This is a genomic window from Arcicella sp. BE140 (genome assembly GCF_031456255.1).
In the GTDB taxonomy this organism is placed as follows: domain Bacteria; phylum Bacteroidota; class Bacteroidia; order Cytophagales; family Spirosomataceae; genus Arcicella; species Arcicella aquatica.
The window spans coordinates 32,466-51,372 of sequence record NZ_JAVDUE010000020.1; the positions used below are offsets into that span (position 1 = coordinate 32,466).

Annotated in this window: 18 protein-coding genes; 8 read left to right on the forward strand and 10 right to left on the reverse strand. The window is 35.5% G+C overall.

The annotated features are described in order from the left end of the window. Positions 1-143 precede the first annotated feature (143 nt). The 5 genes from J2Y60_RS21560 to J2Y60_RS21580 form a co-directional block, all read right to left on the reverse strand. Complete coding sequence (locus tag J2Y60_RS21560) at positions 144-716, reverse strand: non-canonical purine NTP diphosphatase (RefSeq protein ID WP_309921833.1); 573 nt, start codon at positions 714-716, stop codon at positions 144-146. A 61-nt stretch (positions 717-777) separates the two neighbouring features. Continuing rightward, positions 778-1,656 carry an FKBP-type peptidyl-prolyl cis-trans isomerase gene (locus tag J2Y60_RS21565; RefSeq protein WP_309921830.1) on the reverse strand — a complete coding sequence of 293 codons (879 nt, stop codon included), beginning with the start codon at positions 1,654-1,656 and terminating at the stop codon, positions 778-780. Between the two features lie 13 nt (positions 1,657-1,669). Further along, positions 1,670-2,554, reverse strand: a complete 885-nt coding sequence (locus tag J2Y60_RS21570) for an FKBP-type peptidyl-prolyl cis-trans isomerase (RefSeq protein WP_309921827.1) — start codon at positions 2,552-2,554, stop codon at positions 1,670-1,672. Positions 2,555-2,797: 243 nt separating this feature from the next. Beyond that, positions 2,798-3,664: an FKBP-type peptidyl-prolyl cis-trans isomerase gene (locus J2Y60_RS21575; RefSeq protein WP_309921824.1), complete on the reverse strand. Its 867-nt coding sequence runs from the start codon at positions 3,662-3,664 to the stop codon at positions 2,798-2,800. Positions 3,665-3,721: 57 nt separating this feature from the next. Beyond that, complete coding sequence (locus J2Y60_RS21580; RefSeq protein ID WP_309921821.1) at positions 3,722-4,747, reverse strand: bifunctional oligoribonuclease/PAP phosphatase NrnA; 1,026 nt, start codon at positions 4,745-4,747, stop codon at positions 3,722-3,724. A gap of 224 nt (positions 4,748-4,971) precedes the next feature. Between J2Y60_RS21580 and J2Y60_RS21585 the strand changes: the two genes are divergently transcribed. After that, positions 4,972-5,391, forward strand: a complete 420-nt coding sequence (locus J2Y60_RS21585) for a nucleoside-diphosphate kinase (RefSeq protein WP_309921818.1) — start codon at positions 4,972-4,974, stop codon at positions 5,389-5,391. 43 nt (positions 5,392-5,434) lie between these two features. Here J2Y60_RS21585 and ftsA read toward each other — a convergent pair whose 3' ends face one another. The 3 genes from ftsA to J2Y60_RS21600 all read right to left on the reverse strand — a co-directional run bounded on the left by ftsA (position 5,435) and on the right by J2Y60_RS21600 (position 10,354). After that, a complete protein-coding gene (gene ftsA / locus J2Y60_RS21590) occupies positions 5,435-6,817 on the reverse strand; it encodes a cell division protein FtsA (protein ID WP_309921815.1) in 1,383 nt (460 codons plus the stop codon). Between the two features lie 133 nt (positions 6,818-6,950). After that, positions 6,951-7,706 carry an FtsQ-type POTRA domain-containing protein gene (locus J2Y60_RS21595; protein WP_309921813.1) on the reverse strand — a complete coding sequence of 252 codons (756 nt, stop codon included), beginning with the start codon at positions 7,704-7,706 and terminating at the stop codon, positions 6,951-6,953. Between the two features lie 239 nt (positions 7,707-7,945). Beyond that, positions 7,946-10,354: a thiamine pyrophosphate-dependent enzyme gene (locus J2Y60_RS21600; RefSeq protein WP_409014241.1), complete on the reverse strand. Its 2,409-nt coding sequence runs from the start codon at positions 10,352-10,354 to the stop codon at positions 7,946-7,948. Positions 10,355-10,663: 309 nt separating this feature from the next. Between J2Y60_RS21600 and J2Y60_RS21605 the strand changes: the two genes are divergently transcribed. The 4 genes from J2Y60_RS21605 to J2Y60_RS21620 all read left to right on the forward strand — a co-directional run bounded on the left by J2Y60_RS21605 (position 10,664) and on the right by J2Y60_RS21620 (position 13,742). Beyond that, a complete protein-coding gene (locus tag J2Y60_RS21605) occupies positions 10,664-11,104 on the forward strand; it encodes a DUF1573 domain-containing protein (protein ID WP_309921810.1) in 441 nt (146 codons plus the stop codon). A gap of 150 nt (positions 11,105-11,254) precedes the next feature. Continuing rightward, complete coding sequence (locus J2Y60_RS21610; RefSeq protein ID WP_309921808.1) at positions 11,255-11,809, forward strand: fasciclin domain-containing protein; 555 nt, start codon at positions 11,255-11,257, stop codon at positions 11,807-11,809. 437 nt (positions 11,810-12,246) lie between these two features. Beyond that, positions 12,247-12,834 carry a sigma-70 family RNA polymerase sigma factor gene (locus J2Y60_RS21615; RefSeq protein ID WP_309921805.1) on the forward strand — a complete coding sequence of 196 codons (588 nt, stop codon included), beginning with the start codon at positions 12,247-12,249 and terminating at the stop codon, positions 12,832-12,834. An 83-nt stretch (positions 12,835-12,917) separates the two neighbouring features. Beyond that, a complete protein-coding gene (locus J2Y60_RS21620; protein WP_309921802.1) occupies positions 12,918-13,742 on the forward strand; it encodes an anti-sigma factor in 825 nt (274 codons plus the stop codon). Positions 13,743-13,937: 195 nt separating this feature from the next. On the opposite strand, the gene J2Y60_RS21625 is transcribed toward J2Y60_RS21620, so the two are convergent. Then, entirely contained in the window at positions 13,938-15,269 is a 1,332-nt protein-coding gene (locus tag J2Y60_RS21625) for a DUF58 domain-containing protein (protein WP_309921977.1), read from the reverse strand. Next, complete coding sequence (locus J2Y60_RS21630; protein ID WP_309921799.1) at positions 15,269-15,667, reverse strand: DUF4296 domain-containing protein; 399 nt, start codon at positions 15,665-15,667, stop codon at positions 15,269-15,271. The genes J2Y60_RS21625 and J2Y60_RS21630 overlap by 1 nt, the downstream gene beginning before the upstream one ends. A 109-nt stretch (positions 15,668-15,776) precedes the next feature. Between J2Y60_RS21630 and J2Y60_RS21635 the strand changes: the two genes are divergently transcribed. From J2Y60_RS21635 to J2Y60_RS21645, 3 genes are read left to right on the forward strand one after another with little or no spacing between them, the layout of a single operon-like run. Then, entirely contained in the window at positions 15,777-16,643 is an 867-nt protein-coding gene (locus J2Y60_RS21635; RefSeq protein ID WP_309921796.1) for a DUF58 domain-containing protein, read from the forward strand. Between the two features lie 32 nt (positions 16,644-16,675). Next, positions 16,676-17,797 carry a hypothetical protein gene (locus tag J2Y60_RS21640; RefSeq protein WP_309921793.1) on the forward strand — a complete coding sequence of 374 codons (1,122 nt, stop codon included), beginning with the start codon at positions 16,676-16,678 and terminating at the stop codon, positions 17,795-17,797. A gap of 20 nt (positions 17,798-17,817) precedes the next feature. Then, complete coding sequence (locus J2Y60_RS21645; protein ID WP_309921791.1) at positions 17,818-18,810, forward strand: VWA domain-containing protein; 993 nt, start codon at positions 17,818-17,820, stop codon at positions 18,808-18,810. The last annotated feature ends 97 nt before the right edge of the window (positions 18,811-18,907 follow it).

Sequence of the window (18,907 nt, forward strand, 5' to 3'; positions counted from 1 at the left end):
CGGTAAAAATCTTATTAAAAGATTAAAAGGCGATTATACGTTTACTTTCTCTATGATAAGTGTTTATATATCCTCCTAAAAAAAATCACTACCCTAAATAAAGTTACATTTAAGGTAGTGACTTACTATTAATGAATATTTGTTTATTTTAAAAAAGCAATTAATTTTTCCACCGCCCTAGCACGGTGCGAAATCTTTCCTTTTTCGTCAATACTCATTTCAGCAAAGGTTAAATCAAAACCTTCGGGGACAAAAATTGGGTCATACCCAAACCCTTCATTCCCCTTTAATTCCTCAATAATTGTCCCTTTAATGATACCTTCAAATTGAGTTACGTCTCCGCCTAAAATCAGCGTAATTACCGTTCTGAATTGTGCAGAACGATCTTCTTTACCAGCAAGGTTTTTTAATAGCAAGCTGATATTATCTGCATGGCTTCTTTGTTCTCCTGCATAACGGGCTGAAAAAACGCCGGGTTCGCCCCCAAGTGCAGCTACTTCTAGCCCCGAATCGTCAGCAAAACAATCTACCTGATAATGTTCGTACAAATATTGTGCCTTTTGTAAAGAATTGGCTTCTAATGTATTACCTGTTTCTGGCAATTCTTCACTACAGCCTATCTGGCTGAGGGTGAGTAGTTCAAAATTTTGTCCTAATATGGCTTGAACTTCTTCCACTTTATGGGCATTGTTCGTAGCAAAACAGAGTTTTTTCATAATAAAATAAATAAAAAGCCTCCTCAAGAAAAATGAGGAGGCTTCAAATGAGGTAATATATTTATTTAACTGCAGTAACTTCTATTTCAAAATTCAATGGCGAATATGGTGGAATAGAATAAGCCCCAGTGGTATTATCTATTTTTCCAGCTGTTCCATAACCTAATGAAGAAGGAAACACAAAATTACCTTTATCTCCTACTTTTAGTTTAGCAACAGCTTCTTCAAAACCTGCAACCGTTGAACCTTGTCCTAATACAAAGCTAAAACTTCCTGTATCAAACTGTTCATTATAAATATAAAAGCCATTACTATCTCTTTTCTTTGTCGGATATAATAACTTTCCTGTATAAGTTACTGTAACCGTTTGACCAGATTTTACTAGTTCTCCTGTAGTAGCTTGTTTTGTTATTACATATTGTAATCCGCTACTACTTGTGTTGACAGTCAACCCTGCAAATTTACTTTGTACAAATTCACCAACTTGCTCTACTTCTGTACGTGTAGAAATTAACTGTAGTGTTAAAATTGTTGGTTCTGTATATTGGCTTGTTTCAGGAAAAATAAATACGCCTTTTTCGCCTTCTTTCAACAAACTAACAGGGACATTTAAAAGGCTATTATAGGTTAGATATGGATAACCAACAGGTACTGATGTTGTACTATCAAGCAAGGTTCCATCTAACTTCCTATATGTATAATAAACTTTTACTAATTCTGTTGCCTTTGGGCTTCTTCCTGTGGCATTAATAGTCGTCAGGTTGTAATAAGCTCCAGAACTAGCATCTTTGGTAAGAGTTAGGTTATTATCTTTACCGAATTGAATTACCTTGTTCTCATTGTCAAGATACCTCTGTGTTGTATCTTCTCCTGAGCTCATGCAGCTACTTAGTAAACCTACTATACTAGCCAGCATCAGCCAAAATGTACTTTTGTTCATAATTTATTTATTTTTATTGATCCTTTAATGCTACTATTTCGACTTCAAAAATAAGGGGGGTATATGGCGGTATTGTTGTATTACCAGTTGAACCATATCCCAAAGCAGACCTGAAAATTAATGTTGCTTTTTCACCTAACTTCATTTTATTAATACCAACTACGAAGCCAGTCACAAATGAAGTTGATGATGAACCAACTGTTAAACTCAAAGAGTCTGTTTTACCAACATTGGTATCAAAGACTTCTCCGCTCAGGAACTTACCTGTGTATTTTATCTTAGCTACTTTTCCCGAAATTAAATCTGCCGACCCATCTCTTGTTTTGATGTATCTAACACCTTCGGTTGTTTTTTCAGTAACTGTAATCTTATTTTTAGCAATATAGTGGTCAATATCGGCTTCTTCGCCGAAAGTGTAGAAATATGAAATATCACAACGCACTGGTTGATTCGCCGCTAGATTCGGAAATGCTACTCCTGCGCCAACTAATCTTGAAGGTAAAATAAACGAACCTGTTTCACCTTCGTGCATTAAATAAAGAAATTTCAAAAAGATATTAGTATTTACTCCGTTATGATAAAACGTAAAAGGCTTATTGGTTAGTACTGACGAGCTATCAATTTTAACACCATCTAGTCTTGTAATTACATAATGCACGCTAATAGTATCTCCCAATATTATTTGGCGACCACTAGGATTTGCCTTATTGATAGCATAATAAACCCCATTTGAAGCTTTTTGCATCGTTAGGCTTTTACTACTGATATACTGCTGAATTTGTGTTTCGTTTTGTTGGTCGATTACATTCTCTTCCAATACAACTGTTGAAAGACATGAACTGAGCATACACACTAGCGCCCCAAACACTAAAAGGTTTAATAATTTGAACTTCATCATTACTGACTGTTATTTGATTATCAGTTATTCGTTAAATCATAACGAAACTAAACTCCTAAATGAAACGCAAAATAACGAAATCCATTGCTGTTAATTCGTTAAAAACTGTTAAAATGGCACAAAACAAAAAAGGTAAGCAAAAAAGTACAATAAAATCTTTGAAAAAATTAAAAACAAGCCTCATTGGGTTATGCTTTTAATTTTTTCTTTTCATTGTCCTTCGTACTTACCTTCTTGTAAGGGCTATTGTCCTCCTTTTTTGAAATCGATTGCTTCAACAGTAAATACTAAAGCAGAGTTTGCAGGAATCGGACCTTGAGCAGCTTCGCCATATCCTATTTGAGGAGGAATCAAGAAAGTACCTTTTCCGCCTTTTTTCATCATCAACAATGCTTCATTGAAGCCAGGAATCATACCACCGATAGGCATATCTAATGGGCTTGGGCTTTGGTCAAACACTTTTCCATCTAAAAACTTGCCTACATACATACATTTACAAACATCACCAGTTTTTGGTGTTTCGCCAGTACCTTCTTTTGTAATGACATATTGTAAACCTGATGGAGTAGTTTTGAATGCTAATCCAGATTTCTTAACATAGTCAGCCATCAATTCAGGCAATTTAGCTTTACGTGCTTCAGCCTCAGCTTTTGCTTTTGCTTGGTCAGCAGCCATATCTTTTTCAAATTCAGCTTTAGACTGTACTTTCAAGATTTTAACTGTATATTTTAAATCTGAACCTTTCTTTAAGAATGGAGGTAATTGTTGTCCACCTTTTGCCAAAGAATCTACAGGAACAAAAATTGTTGCACTATCTCCTACTGAAAGTAAGCGTAATCCATCTTCAAAAGAACCTTTGAAACCTGATACTCCAGCAGGTTGTAACATGGCACGTGCTGGCTGAGAAGCTGGAGATTCTTGAAGAACAGAATCAGTTGAGTTTTGAATTTTAGCAGTAAACGAAATGATATCTCCGTCTTTTAATTTTTTTGCTTTGTCATCGTGACTATGAATTTGGATTTTCACTCCGTCTTTTACTTCTACACGATTCTTGTTACATGCAACCATCATGCTGGCAGCAAACAATACAACACTGATTCTTTTTAACATTTTGTTTGATTTTATTGATTTTATTTTTGTTTTATGACTCAACAAGAGTTTTTATTTTTAAAGGGGTACTGCCAATAATTCTGATTGATACTCTGGTAATATACTAATAAATTTTTCGACGGTTGCGTCTAAACCAATCCCTGTAGTTTTTCCGCCAGAGGCATTTTTGTGTCCTCCGCCACTAAAATATTTTGAAGCTATTTTATTTACAGCAAACTCTTCCACAGAACGGAAAGACATTTTTACAGCTTCTGGTCTATCTACAATAATAGCCGACATCACCATTCCTTCAATTTGTAAACCATAATTTACAATGCCTTCCGTATCGCCAGTTTGTGAATTAAAACGCTTTAGTTCTTCTTCGGTAACAGTAAAATAGGCAACCCTGTATTCTGGCAACACTACTAGTTTTTCAGAAAGTACATAGCCTAAGAAATTTAAGCGTTCGGCAGTAGTGCTATCATAGATTCTACGGTGAATCAGATTGGTATTAACGCCTATTTCCATAATGTCTGCTACAATCCTATGCACGGCTGGCGTAGTACTTGGATGACGGAACGAGCCAGTGTCTGTCATTATTCCTGCATACAAGCATTCACAAATAGCCACATCTAACAAAGCTTCGTCTCCTAAAAGAACAATTAACTGGAATATTAACTGTGCAGTAGCAGCGGCATTGGTATCATGATAACTAAACTGGGCAAAATCTTCAGGAAAAGTATGATGGTCAATCATCACTTTGATTGCCTGCGACTGCCTAACAGGCTCGGTCATACTTTCAATACGCGATAGTGCCGAGAAATCTAAACAAAAAATTACTTCAGCCTCAGCAATTAATTTATTAGATTTTGCTCTTAATTTATAATCTTCATAATTGATGACCTCCTCATTGTTAGGCATCCAAAATAAAAATTTAGGGTAATCAGATGGCGTGATTACTGTAATTTGATGTCCCTTCTTTTTTAAATATCTTGCTAGTCCTAATGATGACCCAAGTGCGTCTGCATCGGGTTTAAAATGGGTTGTAATTACAATTTTTTTGGGCGTATTTATCAACTCACGAAAGGCTTCAAGATTTTGCATTATATACGATTGATTATCAGGATATTATGTTTTATTCTAAAAATGAATAGCAAAGTTAGCGAGAATTCTCCACAAAAAAAGCTGCAAGGTTTCTAAAACCTTACAGCTTTGTCGTAATTTTGCAGAAATAATCTATTTAAAATCAGTTTTATAACTTTTTAATAAGATTTAATGCATTTCAATGACTTCAAAATTACATTCCACACATTTCATAAATCCAAAATATGGCAACTAACAGAACTTTTACAATGATTAAGCCCGATGCAGTAGCTGAAGGTAATTCGGGAGCAATTATTAAAATGATTGAAGAAGCTGGTTTCCGTATTGTAGCTATCAAAAAAACGCTACTTACTAAGGAAAGAGCAGGAGAGTTTTATGCAGTTCACGCTGAAAGACCTTTTTATGGTGAATTATGCGACTATATGTCGTCGGGGCCAATTATTCCAATCATCTTGGAAAAAGAAAATGCAGTATTAGATTTTCGTACTTTAATAGGAGCAACAAACCCTGCTAATGCAGCAGAAGGGACTATTCGTAAAGCTTTTGCTAAATCAGTTCAAGCAAATGCTATACATGGTTCTGATTCAGATGAGAATGCATCAATAGAAGGATTCTTCTTTTTCGGAGGTATCGAGCAATTCTAAAATATGATGTTAATGATAAATATGAGTAGCAAGGATTATTTTACTACTCGTATTTATCATTATCCCCCAAATCCTCTCCAATAATTCTACTTGCCGCTTGCTTCAATTTTCCAAAAAAGCCCAAAGAGCTTTTCTTTCCGTTGGTTTCAGCAGTTTTGGTATTTTCTCTACCGTTTTTATTAATACCAGTATTATTATTGATAGGGACGATTGGTATAATTACAGGCGCATCTTTTCTAAGGATTTTATAGCCTTCTTCGCGCTCGTCTATTTCTCTGATTCCTTTCCAAACCAAGCCTACGGCTGTAGAATAGGTTGGATTTTTAATTTCTTCAGTAAATGATTTTCCTAAGTTTTCGTTTGGATAACCGATTCTTACGTCTCTTTGCGCTACTCTTTCAAAAAGTTGATCGATATATGGCATTTGCGCAGTACCTCCTGTGATAACAATACCACAGTTGATTCTATTTAAGTAGCCCGAACGAGTGATTTCGGCTACGACCAATGTCATAATTTCTTTGAGTCTTTCTTCAATGATGATGGCAATATTTTTTACCGAAACTATTTTAGGCTTACGTCCATTAGCACTCGGGATAGAAACTACCTCTTCGATAGCTACTTCTTCCGCAATAGCCGACCCAAATTTCACTTTCAATTGTTCTGCTTGTTCTACAGATACGCCACATCCCTGTTCAATATCAGTAGTAACTGAATCTCCAGCAAATGGTAGTACTGCGACATGCCTAACTATTCCTTTATAGTAAATTACGATTTCTGTAATTCCACTTCCTATATCAACTAGTGCAACGCCTGTTTTCTTTTCTTGTTCTGTCAATACAGCCAATGAAGCAGCCAAAGGAGAATAAACCAATCCACCTTCAATCTCCATTTTATCTTTTGAGCGTTCAATACAGCGTTTTGTTTTATCTAACTCAGCTTGTGGCGAAACAATCATTAAAAATTCGCCTTGCAATTTTAATCCACTAATACCTACTGGTTCTTGAATACCATTGGCAGAGTCTACAGAATATTCCTGAGGTAAATTATGAACAATAGCATTCCCCTGCGAAATAAAAGTTCGCTGGGCATCATTGGCAACTTGGTCTACATCTGTAACAGTTACTTCTTCACCACGAGTTTGTCTGGTAATACCAGCCTTATGTTTTGAACTATGTATGTTGGGACCAGCGATACTGGCTACAACTCCTCTGATATGAATGTTAGCTTGGTTTTCAACTTGCTCAATAGCAGACTGAACTGCTTCTATTGTTTTATTGACATTCAAAACGACACCTTTGGAGACTCTTCCAGTGGTGTCGGCTTTACCCAAACCAAGAATCTCCAACTTGCCCAAACTGTCAAGTCTGCCAGCAACAACACTTACTTGCTTACTGCCTATGTCAAGTCCAACGATTATTTCATTCATGGAAGGTAGAATTTAAATAATTTGTGATAAAAAAATAGCTCCACAATAAACTTTCCCAATAAGCCACCTAAGGTAACTACTCTTATTGAATAATTATTTACCGAATAATAAAGCTTATGGTAAAATGCCATTTTTACTCACAAATAATCTGATTTCTGTATTTTACACTTACTTTATGATAGGTATCCCACCCTTTTACGGGCAAAATATCCTTATAAAAAATTTTAATTTTCTTAAATTTTGCTTCAATATCAATGCCCATTCCAAATTCTATCACATGATTCCCTATTTCGGGCACCATTGTAATCCCACCATCTTTCTCAACGATTAATTGTGTTATTTGTGCTTTCCAAAAAGTATCCTCATTGATTGCATTGATTAGTTCTAAGATAGGTTTACTTTTTATTTCTTTTAAATTTTGTATTTTTTCAAAATACCCTCCCGAAAGCAGTAAAACTCTGGGAGTAAAATGCTGAGAAATACCGATAAAATCGCCTTTCTCTGTTACGTAACTATCTGAACCTTTATTAAATAATACTCGGGCGAGTGGTGTGTGTTCTACAATATCTATTGTCATTTCTCCACTTAAATCTCGGTGAACCTGACACGACTTTACTAATTTATTTAAACTAACTTTTTTTTCTATTTTCTTAAAATCAATCTTATCAAAAGGTTTTCCCTCTGGGCTATCCACTACATTTGGGCTAACAATGGCTAATATTTCATTAGCCGTCACTAATTTACTTTCATTTGCCCCTTCAATTCTTACATTTATCTTCTTACATTTCTGATGATGATGAACATTTTCAGCATAAATTACAATCAACAGTAAGACTATAGCTAGTACTGTTGGCCAAATCCATTTTTTAATTTTTCGTAAGGGGTTCAATGTAATTTAATTAAGGTTATTGTTATCAAGCAATTAGAAAAGTCTATTCATACCCTAATGAAACTAATCATTATACTATGAAAATTTCTAAAAGTTTGAAAAAACCATACGAAATTAAAAAAAATAACTTAAAACCTTCACATTATTTATTAAAAGGCAATTAAGTACCCAAAAAAGTGGAAAAAGTGTTAATTCTTCTATTTTTCTAAATATAAAAAAGTATCACAGTACAAAAATCTTTAATAAATAGCTGGAAACTTTGTAGGATAACATTCAGCCATCAATTGGTAGGCCGTATCCACTACATTCTCAACGTTTGGTTTAGAAAAATAGTCACCATCTGAACTATAAGCTGGTCGATGTGGCACAGCCGCCATACAAACTGGTTTGACATCTAAATACCTGTAGGCATTTTGTCCATCCACTACTTGTTGCATCATATAGGCCGAACCTCCGCCTGGCATATCTTCATCAGCAAATATTACTCTGTTTGTTTTTTTAATCGATTTAACAATTTTATGCGAAATATCAAATGGCATCAGTGTCTGTACATCTATTACCTCTATAGAAATATCCATGTTTTCTAATTGGCGAGCGGCCTCCATCACAATTCTGCACATTGAACCATAAGTAACAATTGTAATATCTCTTCCTTCACGAATTACCTCTGGCACACCCAATGGTACTTTTGTTTCATACAGATTGACTGGCAATTTTTCTTTCAATCGATAGCCATTCAAACATTCAATGACGATTGCTGGGTCATCCGAACTTAATAATGTATTATACATTCCTGCTGCTTGTGTCATATTTCTTGGCACACACAAATGGATTCCTTTTAAGCCACCTAATAAAACCGACATGGGCGAGCCTGAATGCCAAATTCCTTCTAAGCGGTGTCCTCTTGTTCTAACAATCAAGGGTGCTTTTTGTCCTCCTACTGTTCTATACTGCAAACACGCTAAATCGTCTGATAAAGTAGCAAAAGGATAAAATATATAATCGAGATACTGTATTTCAATGATTGGACGTAGCCCTCTCATTGCGGCACCAATTCCCTGACCTACTATGGTCATTTCTCTGATTCCAGTATCTGTAATTCTCAACTCTCCAAATTTCTCTTGTAAACCTGCCAATGTTTGATTTACGTCCCCAATTTTCCCCACGTCTTCACCTAAAATAAAAATTCTGGGGTTTGTACTGAACAAATGGTCGAAATTTTTATTTAAAATCTCTCTTCCATCTAAAAGTGGGGAATTAATTCCATACTCTGGTTTAATTTCTTGTACTTTTAATGGCGAATATTTCGAAATACTGAACTGACTAGAATTAAATCGTTGGTCATTCTTAGCATCAGTTTCTTCAAGCCATTTTTTTAATCCTTGCTTAGTAGAAGAATTTTCCAATCGTAAAGCTCTCAGTGCTTTCCTAGCGGCTACTACATTCTCATGATGAATTGGATTAACAGCTTTGCGTAATTCCTCCGCTATTTTTTTAATCTCAACGCCATTTTCACTTTCAGCAGCAGCTTGGTATAACAAAGAAAGTAAATCTTCTCTTTCTGGCTTTATCGAGTTCATATAAGCAGTCCAAGCAGCTTTCTGGCATGCTTTCGCTTCTTTGATTGCTTCACTATCAATGCTTTCCAACTCTGCTTCAGTAGCAATTCCTTCAGCAATAATCCATTCTCTGAATTTTAAATTACAATCAAAATCCACTTCAAATTTTAGTCTTTCCGCAGACTTATATCTTTCATGTGACCCTGAGGCAGAATGACCTTGCTGTTGTGTAGCATCTTCTACATGTACTAAAGACGGAATGTGGTATTCTCTGGCCAATGTTGCTGCTTTTTGATATGTTTCCATCAAAGCGACATAGTCCCAAGCCTTTACCGTAAAAATTTCTATGCCAGCCCCATCTTCATTTCTTTGATAACCAGCCAAAGCTTTGGAGATAGACGATTTTGTTGTTTGATATTCAGAAGGAACAGATATACCGAAGCCATCATCCCATACTGACATCACCAAAGGAATTTGTAACACCCCTGCTGCATTCACACATTCAAGGAACATTCCTTCTGAGGTAGAAGCATCTCCAATAGTAGAGAAGCATACTTCATTACCATTACGGGTAAATTTTTCTGAAATTTCGTGAAGTTCTGGTAGTTGTCTATATAATTTTGAAGAATATGCCAACCCCACTGCCCTCGGCATTTGCCCAGCGGTTGAAGAAACACCTGCGACAGAATTAAATAATTTTGTTTGGTCCACCCACTCTCCTTCTTCATCTAGCCATCGGGTTGCATGATGATTATTCATGGCTCTTCCTCCTGTGTGTGGGTCGAATGCAATGTCTGGATGTCCGTATAATTGAGAGAAGTATTGCGTCCAAGTCATATCGCCAACTGCGGCTACAATGGTTTGGTCACGATAATATCCTGAAACAAAGTCTCCTGCTTTCATTGCTCTAGCTAAAGCCAGTTGACAAAGCTCCTTACCATCACCATAAATTCCAAATTTAGCACGCCCTGCAAAAACTTCCTTTCTTACAATAAGGCTACACTCACGACTCATGCGAGCAACCTTGTAATCAGTCAAGACTGATTCTTTGGTAAATACTATTGTTTCTGACAGAAGTGTGTTTTCCAAGACAGTGAGATGGGTAAAAATGAACGATAATATACAAGTTTCAGTACCAAAAATAACAAAAATTAATTAGGGTAACAAATGTAAAGCTTTCAACAAAGTAATTTATACCCTTGTTAATGATTTGTTAAAACCTATAAAACATTTTGTAAAGCATCTATAAGACTTTATTTTTGTTTTGTGAATTAAGGTTAATTTTTATTAAATTAATCAAAATTTTCATTTTAAAGCATCGTTTAACACTTTGTTATAATTATAATAATTTTCACATTTATTTTAACATCATTTTAAAACAAAACTATTAAAGCTAATATGAAAAAATTACTTTTCGTTTTTGCATTGGTATTTGTTGCTTCTTTTGCTAATGCTCAAGGAGTGATTAAATTCAAATCAGAATCTCATGATTTTGGTAAAATAGAAGAAGGCGTTGTAGCTACTCACGTTTTTGAATTTACAAATACAGGTACTGCTCCAGTTGTTATTTCTAATGCCTCTCCTTCATGCGGTTGTACAACACCAGACTGGACTAAAGAGCCTGTAATGCCTGGTAAAACTGGTAAGGTGACAGCAGCATTTAGCTCGGCTGGCAAAAGTGGTGTTTTTCAAAAAACAGTTACTGTCATTAGTAATGCAGAGACTCCTCAAATAGTATTATCATTCAAAGGCGAAGTAGTTCCAAAAGGTACTCCTGCTGAAGCTGCTGCTCCTGTAGCACCTGCAAAAGCTCCAGCCAAAAAGAAATCGACAAAATAAGATTTTCTAAAATTTTAGAAAAAAGGCGTAGACAGCAATGTTTACGCCTTTTTTGTTTTTTAAGTGCTTTAATAAATCCAAAACGTTATTGCTTGCGTAAATCTGTTTAGAAATGTTTAGAAACAATAACTTAAACAACCGCCAGTTAAAATGAAAAAGTTAATATTAGTATTAGGAATAGCTTATTGTAGTGCTACTGCATTCTCATCAAAAGCTCAAAATGTTACTGTAGGTCAAGAGGCAATGTTACCCGCCAAGAACATTGTTCAAAATGCAGTTAATTCTAAAGTACATACTACTTTAGTAGCCGCAGTAAAAGCAGCCGATTTAGTAGGTACTCTTCAAACGAAAGGACCCTTCACAGTTTTTGCTCCTGTAAACGACGCTTTTGAAGATTTACCTGCGGGAACAGTAGAAAATTTATTAAAACCAGAGAACAAAGCAACCTTAGTGAAAGTTTTAACGTACCATGTTGTAGCAGGCAAGTTAGACTTCAATGCAATCGCAAAAGCTATTAAGGCCGGCAACGGAACTGCTACATTAAACACTGTGAGTGGTGGCAAATTATATGCAATGATGAATGGGTCTCATAATATCATGTTAAAAGATGAAAATGGAGGCACTTCAAACATTAGTACATATGATGTCTATCAGTCGAATGGTGTAATTCATGTGTTAGATGCCGTAGTATTACCCAAAATGTAATCCCTTATCTAAAAGGTATGAAGTTAGTTATGAATACTTTCTTCACGCCTAATAGACAGGTGTGGTTTAATAATGGGTAATGTACAAAGGGCTTTCTTTTTGGAAGTCCTTTGTTTTCAAAACGCTTATTTCTCTTCACTCGTCTTCCCAATTATCCACGCTACCTTTCTAATTATTTAAGTAAGCGTAAAACAGTAATGTATTATTGTCTCGTAACATTTTCATATAAATGAATGATTATTAAACCATTAGATTAATTTTATAAACACACATTGTTTCAATCATAGAATATTGGAATAATCCCATTATCTTTATTAAGCCCTTTTATAAGAAGGTAAAGTATGAAAAAACTTCCTTAAACATAACTACTATTTTGTTGTTACATTAAGAGAAGTTATTCTTCACATCATCTTACATTCATTGAGAAGCAAACACTCATGTCTAAACGCAAAACCATTATAGCTGAAGAAGCGCTCGTTGCCTTACTGCAAAGTCAGGATGAGCGAGGATTCTCCATCTTGTATGATAATTACTCATCAGCACTTTACGGCGTTATTCTGAAGATAGTTCGCTCAGAAGAGGTAGCCGCTGACGTCATGCAAGACACCTTTGTGAAGATTTGGCGAAATATTGAAGCTTATAATCGTACCAAAGGAACATTATTTACATGGATTCTGAATGTGGCTAGAAATACAGCCATTGATAGAATTCGTTCACAAGAATTCCAAAATTCGCAGAAAAACCACGATATTGACGAACATGTAAATGTCATCGATAACCAAGGGGGAAGTCAATTTGATATTGATGCTATTGGGGTAAAAAAGGTAGTAGAATACCTAAAACCTGAGCATCAACAAATTATTGATTTACTTTATTTCAAAGGGTATACTCAAGCCGAGGTTGCTGAAGAATTCGGTATTCCGTTGGGAACCGTTAAAACAAGAGTAAAATCTGCCATTACACAGCTAAGGCAGTATTTTGTTCAATTTGGATTGATATTCCTTACTGGATTTTTTGATTTGTAATTGAACGATTTAATGATTGCTCAACACAAGTCAATCAGAAATCAATCTTTCACAGAAATCAACCACGATCAACATTTATAAAAATGAACATTCAAGAATACATAGAATCGGGTATTTTGGAAAGCTACTTACTAGGAGTTACCAGCCCTGCGGAATCCGCGGAGGTAGAACGCCTCGTGGAAGAGTATCCCGCCCTTCAGATGGAACTGATGGCCTTACAGGGTACGCTTGAAAATTATGCTCTTCAATTTGAACAAGAACCTCCTGCTACTCTTAAGAATAGAGTAATGGAAGCCCTTACGATAGAACAAACTAACACTGAAAATACTGGGAAACAGTCCCTTGAATTACCATTGCCTAAAGAATCTGAAAGTAATATTAAGCCCTTGAGGACTTATAATACTTGGCAAATGGCAGCATCATGGGTGCTTTTAGCCCTAAGTATTGCAGGCAATGTTTGGTTCTTCACTAATTGGCGAAATTCTGAAGAGAAAGTCCTTGCTTTGGAGTCTCAGAATCAAATTTTAGCGCATGAAGGGCAAACCTTAAAAGCTAATTATCAAGAAGAAGTAGCGATTTTGCGAAGTCCTCATGTAAAAATTGTTCCCTTAGCAGGTCAGAAAGATTTTCCAACTGCTAGCGCTGTGGTATATTTTGACCAAACGAGAGAATCGGTATATTTATCTGGGCTCAATTTACCAACCGCACCTGCTGGAAAACAATATCAGCTTTGGGCTATTGTTGACGGCAAACCTGTTGATGCAGGGATGATTGATGGGAATTCAATATTGTTAAAAATGAGGTCATTCTCGACAGCCGCAGCCTTTGCGATTTCATTGGAGAACACTGGCGGTAGCACTACTGAGGCAGGGCCAAAAGGAGCTATTTATGTAATGGGAGCTGTTTAGAGTTGTGAGTGAGGAATGCTCCGCCGTTATGATTGAGAGCAGTCTTCCGCTGACGTTTAAATATTTATATACACTATTTAATTATCAATAAAAAAGCCTAAAAGTGTTTAAAATTCACTTTTAGGCTTTTTTTTATATTTATTTTTCATCGAACTAATTAATACCTGATACCCGAAATCCGATACCTGAGTACCCCTATATTATTCCTCTCGATTTAAGTTCAAGGTATTTGTTTACAGTATTTACCGTGAGGTTTTGAGGAGGCGTTAATAATGCCTGAATACCATACTGACCTAATTCACGGACTATTTGCTGTTTTTCGTAAAAGTATTTCTCCGCAATCGTTTTATGATATATTTCTTCGGTGGTTACTGCTGGTTTATCCAACAATGTTTTTAGCTCTGTATTTTCGAAAAAGATAACCATTAACAAGTGGTCTTTGGCAAGTTTTCTAAAATAAGGCAATTGTCTTCGCATAGATGTTACCGTTTCAAAATTAGTGTACAACAATAGTAAACTTCGCTGGCGAATATGGGTTTTAGCGTAAATGTATAAAGCTTCATAGTCGGTTTCTAGAAACCTTGTTTTTTGTTTATACAGTAATTCCAAGATTTTAGTCATCTGTCCACCCCTTTTATCTGCCGCTAAAATCTGTCCAATTCTATCTGAAAAAGTAATTACGCCCGCCTTATCTTGTTTGTTAATGGCAATGTTGGATAAAATCAGCGTTGCATTTATGGCGTAGTCTAACAACGATAGGCCATCAAAGGGCATCTGCATTACCCTTCCTTTATCTATCAAGCAATATACGTTCTGTGATTTTTCTTCTTGGTAAGCATTCACCATTATATCGTTCCGACGAGCCGTAGCTTTCCAATTAATATTCCGTATATCATCTCCCTGAACATATTGTCTGATTTGTTCAAATTCTTGACTTTGCCCAATTCTACGGATTTTTTTGATACCTAATTCAGTAAGCCTATTGGATATCGCCATTAATTCATAAGCCCGCATTTGTAGAAAAGAAGGATATACAGCCACCATTTTTTCATTAGAAAACTGATACCGACGTTTTAATAAACGAATAGGGCTTTTTACATATACATTCACCGCACCAAAACTGTACTCTCCTCTTTTGGTCGGGCGTAGTTGATATTCAATAATTTGCTTTTCCGACGATTTTAAAGTCGTGTTAAATAGTAAATCTCGTTTCTGAAATTGAAAAGGAATTTCATCGATTATTTCCAGTAAGATTGAAAAGCTATAACGGTTTTCGATAAAAATAGCAATTGGGTTTTCATCGCCATTTGAAAGCCTCTCAGGAACATTTCTTTCGCAGAGAATCCCTTTCTTAGTTTTATATAAAATAATGCCATCTATTAATAGCATTAATATCAACACCATAAAAAACAGCTGTGTAATACCCAATAAGAAAGGGAATACAAAAGCCAATACAAACAAAAAGACAATCCCGACAATAAAGTAATATACTACTTTAGCAATATACAAGGACTTGAAAAAATGTATCATATTTGTTTCACGGGATGATTAGCGGGTGCTTTTTTTAACGTATCAACAGGTGTTAGCTTAGGAGAATTCACGGCCTTACGTCTATCTTCTAGTTCTATTTTTACCTCTTCATAAATATTTTTAAAAACCTTGGGGTTTAATATATAATACTTTAAGCTAACATTAAACGTTGCAGTATCAGTTTGGTGTTTTTTCATGACCTTCCAACGTAGGCGTTGATACACCAACAAAGAAGAGTCTTGGCTACCCAAGTGCATATTATTTACACTAGCCTCGGCTTCATGAATGTCTGCCAAGATTTTTGCCATCTTATCTTGTTCAATCAAGTTTGCGGGCTTATCTTCCGAACCGCAAGCTATCAACAAAGTTGCTATCAACAGAATTATTAATCTCATATTTCAAATTTACAGGGAATTTGGCTAGTTTTAAACTTGTAAAAGTTTTTTAAGTAAAATTATGAAATGATTTTTGTTTGAAGCACGCTTCAACGAATGATAATAATAAATGACTCCCAACGAATTTTTAGCCAAGCTTTATAAATATGAAATTAAAATCCGCAAGGCTGTTACTTCACAGATGCGGGGAAATTTTCATTCTATCTTCAAAGGCTCTGGTCTAGAATTTAGCGATTTACGACAATATCAATACGGCGATGATGTTCGCTTGATTGACTGGAATACTTCTGCCAAAGGGCATGGGACATATGTTAAAATCTTTAAAGAGGAAAAAGAACAATCTGTTTTTTTTGTAGTTGATGTAAGTGCCTCGCAAGATGTAGGCCGAACCGACCGTTCTAAATTAGATACTACTAAAGAAATTTGTGGGGTATTGGCACTATCGGCCATTAAAGAGGCAAGCCATGTGGGGCTATTGTGTTTTTCTGACCAAAAAGAAAAGTATATCAAACCTGCCAATACGCTAAAACATGGTTATCAAACGATACTGGAATTATTTAAGCTAAAAACAGAATCTACAGGAACGAATCTGAAAAAGATGATTTTGTTTACGCTGAATGTATTAAAACGGAGAAGTTTGGTCATTTTAGTGTCTGATTTTATTGATACTGGTTATGAAGAAAACCTCAAAGCGTTGGCGCGTAAACACGATTTAATCGTTATTCATTTATACGACCAGCGAGAAACCAATTTACCTCGTTTGGGTATTATTCCAGTGTATGATACTGAAACACGTAAAACGATATGGGTAAATGCTTCGTCAAGTTGGTTTAGAAATCGGATGAAAATACTTTTCGATAAAAACTCTCAACAAGTAGAACAGGTGTGTAAACAACATAGAGCCAATTATTTAGCCATTGATGCTTCCGAAAATTATGTACCTAAACTAATAAAATTATTCAAAGTAAGAAAGTAGATTATACAAACCCATTGGTTGTAAAACTCAGTATGAACCCTTTTTTAATGAAGCATTCAAACATTAACTTCACAGATTCATTAAAAGAAACATCAAAGATTACTGTTGCCTGCAAAGTTTTCAAAACTTTACAGGTGTTTCAGCATAGGTTCAACTTTGGTATTAATACTATTAAGTTTTATATCCTACATCTTAAATCCTATGGCTTAACACCCAAACCTTACTCAAAGGCTAGTGTCTTGCGTCTTGTATCTTACGTCTTGTATCTTACATGCTGTCTTCCAATCACTCATACAAATGCTCAAAATACTTACTGGAAATTGCCTCGAGGGAAATTCATGAGTGAGAGTTTGAAAGTAGGTTTACCCATAAAATATGCATTGAGTTATCGACACAAGCCAACGGCGGATGTTTTCTTTCCAGATTCTACGTTCAATTATGCCCCCTTTGAATTAGTTTCTCGAGAATACTTTCCAACCATTACGGACGAAAAAGGTAGTCTTGATAGTGCTATTTATACCCTCATTTCATTTGAAGTAACCCCTGTACAAGAACTTAGCTTACCTATTTTTGTCAAAGAACAACTGGACTGTACGAGTGTATTTGCTCCTATGGATTACGTTCGCTTGAAAGGTACAATTGCTGAAAGTGGACAAATGGATACGCTATCCTTAAAAAAGGATACTAATGTTATCCTTTTATCGCAACAGCCTAACTATCCCTTAATATTTCTATTTATTATTGGGCTAAGTTTTTTAGGTGTTCTGACGTTTTGGTTTTTTGGTACTCCTATCAAAAGACAGATTAAACTCTTTCAATTCAAGCGACGATATGATGAGTATCAAAGAAGTTTTCAAAGGTTGAGCAGGGCTACTGACGACCAGAAAAAAGGACTAGAAAATGTAGAAAAAGCGGTAATCCTCTGGAAAAAATATGTGGAACGCCTAGAAAGTAAGCCCTTTACTACTTTTACGACGAAAGAGATTCTAGATAATTTACAAGACATTCGTTTGTCGGAGGCACTCAGAGAAATTGATGCTACAGTGTATGGAGGTATTTATTCAAAAAAAACAGCCTCTTCATTGGATATTCTTCAAGAACTGGCAGAGACTCTTTATCGAAAACATCGAAAAGTTCTGGTGCAAAGTTCTTAACTTGAACGAATTACATTTTTATGCAAGATTGGTTTTCAAAATATTGGTTTTTACCCTCTACCCTTTTAGGTTTTGATTGGGCACACCCTTTTTTTCTGTATGGATTGGCCGTTATTCCATTGCTTTTTCTACTGAGGAGTTGGCTTCGTGGCGGTGCTATCCAAAAATTAAACATTTCTTTCCCTGCTAACGATATTCAATCTAACTGGATAAGTTATTTACGTTTTATTCCTGCCATTTTTTTAATATTATCTATTGCTACGATGCTCTTGGCGTTGGCTCGTCCACAAAAAGTTATTTCCGAAACTGAAGAATTTTCAGAAGGTATCGATATTATGCTTGCATTGGATATTTCTAAATCAATGGATAGCAAAGATATTCCGCCATCCAGACTAGTAGTGGCCAAAAAAGTAGCCAAAAAGTTTATTGCAGGCAGATTACATGATAGAATTGGTATGGTAATTTTTTCGGGTGAGCCTTACTCCTTATGCCCCCTAACAACAGACTATGAAATGTTGGATGAATATGTAGATGAAATTTCGTCGCAACTTATCCAAACCTCAGGTACGGCCATCGGAAATGCCTTAGGAATGTGTATCAATCGTTTAAGAGAAATAGAATCAAAAAGTAAAGTTGCCATCCTTATTTCTGACGGTGATAATACATCTGGTAATCTAGACCCTGTAACCTCCGCCTTACTAGCCAAGGCCTTTAGCATTCGTGTGTACACTATTGCTGTAGGAAGTAATAAAAATGAAACCGAAAAAGTAGACGAGGGTACGCTTCGTGAAATTGCGAAAGTAAGTGAAGGCAAATTCTTTAGGGCAAAAGATGCGAAGTCGTTAGAAACAATTTTTGAAGAAATTAACCTTTTAGAAAAGGTAGAAATCAAACAAAATAAAATGCGAAATGTACGTGATTTTTATCATGCTTATTTGCGTTGGTCTATTGCATTTTTACTTTTATCATTCGCTTTCAAAAACACCTTTATGGGCAATATTCTAGAAGATTAAAATAATTCAGTATTTTTTGATTCATTCACCTGCAATAAAATCCAACAAAAACTAAAATAAATCTAAAAAATCATATTTAAACACTATCTCGCTTAGA

Excerpts from the sequence above, each read along its gene's own strand:
- ftsA (WP_309921815.1), bottom strand. The coding sequence starts at position 6,817 with ATGAATGAAATAATCGTTGGACTTGACATAGGCAGTAAGCAAGTAAGT.
- J2Y60_RS21580 (WP_309921821.1), bottom strand. The coding sequence starts at position 4,747 with ATGCAAAATCTTGAAGCCTTTCGTGAGTTGATAAATACGCCCAAAAAA.
- J2Y60_RS21645 (WP_309921791.1), top strand. The coding sequence starts at position 17,818 with ATGCAAGATTGGTTTTCAAAATATTGGTTTTTACCCTCTACCCTTTTA.
- J2Y60_RS21565 (WP_309921830.1), bottom strand. The coding sequence starts at position 1,656 with ATGAACAAAAGTACATTTTGGCTGATGCTGGCTAGTATAGTAGGTTTA.
- J2Y60_RS21640 (WP_309921793.1), top strand. The coding sequence starts at position 16,676 with ATGAACCCTTTTTTAATGAAGCATTCAAACATTAACTTCACAGATTCA.
- J2Y60_RS21575 (WP_309921824.1), bottom strand. The coding sequence starts at position 3,664 with ATGTTAAAAAGAATCAGTGTTGTATTGTTTGCTGCCAGCATGATGGTT.
- J2Y60_RS21605 (WP_309921810.1), top strand. The coding sequence starts at position 10,664 with ATGAAAAAATTACTTTTCGTTTTTGCATTGGTATTTGTTGCTTCTTTT.
- J2Y60_RS21635 (WP_309921796.1), top strand. The coding sequence starts at position 15,777 with ATGACTCCCAACGAATTTTTAGCCAAGCTTTATAAATATGAAATTAAA.
- J2Y60_RS21620 (WP_309921802.1), top strand. The coding sequence starts at position 12,918 with ATGAACATTCAAGAATACATAGAATCGGGTATTTTGGAAAGCTACTTA.
- J2Y60_RS21560 (WP_309921833.1), bottom strand. The coding sequence starts at position 716 with ATGAAAAAACTCTGTTTTGCTACGAACAATGCCCATAAAGTGGAAGAA.
- J2Y60_RS21630 (WP_309921799.1), bottom strand. The coding sequence starts at position 15,667 with ATGAGATTAATAATTCTGTTGATAGCAACTTTGTTGATAGCTTGCGGT.
- J2Y60_RS21610 (WP_309921808.1), top strand. The coding sequence starts at position 11,255 with ATGAAAAAGTTAATATTAGTATTAGGAATAGCTTATTGTAGTGCTACT.
- J2Y60_RS21570 (WP_309921827.1), bottom strand. The coding sequence starts at position 2,554 with ATGATGAAGTTCAAATTATTAAACCTTTTAGTGTTTGGGGCGCTAGTG.
- J2Y60_RS21585 (WP_309921818.1), top strand. The coding sequence starts at position 4,972 with ATGGCAACTAACAGAACTTTTACAATGATTAAGCCCGATGCAGTAGCT.
- J2Y60_RS21615 (WP_309921805.1), top strand. The coding sequence starts at position 12,247 with ATGTCTAAACGCAAAACCATTATAGCTGAAGAAGCGCTCGTTGCCTTA.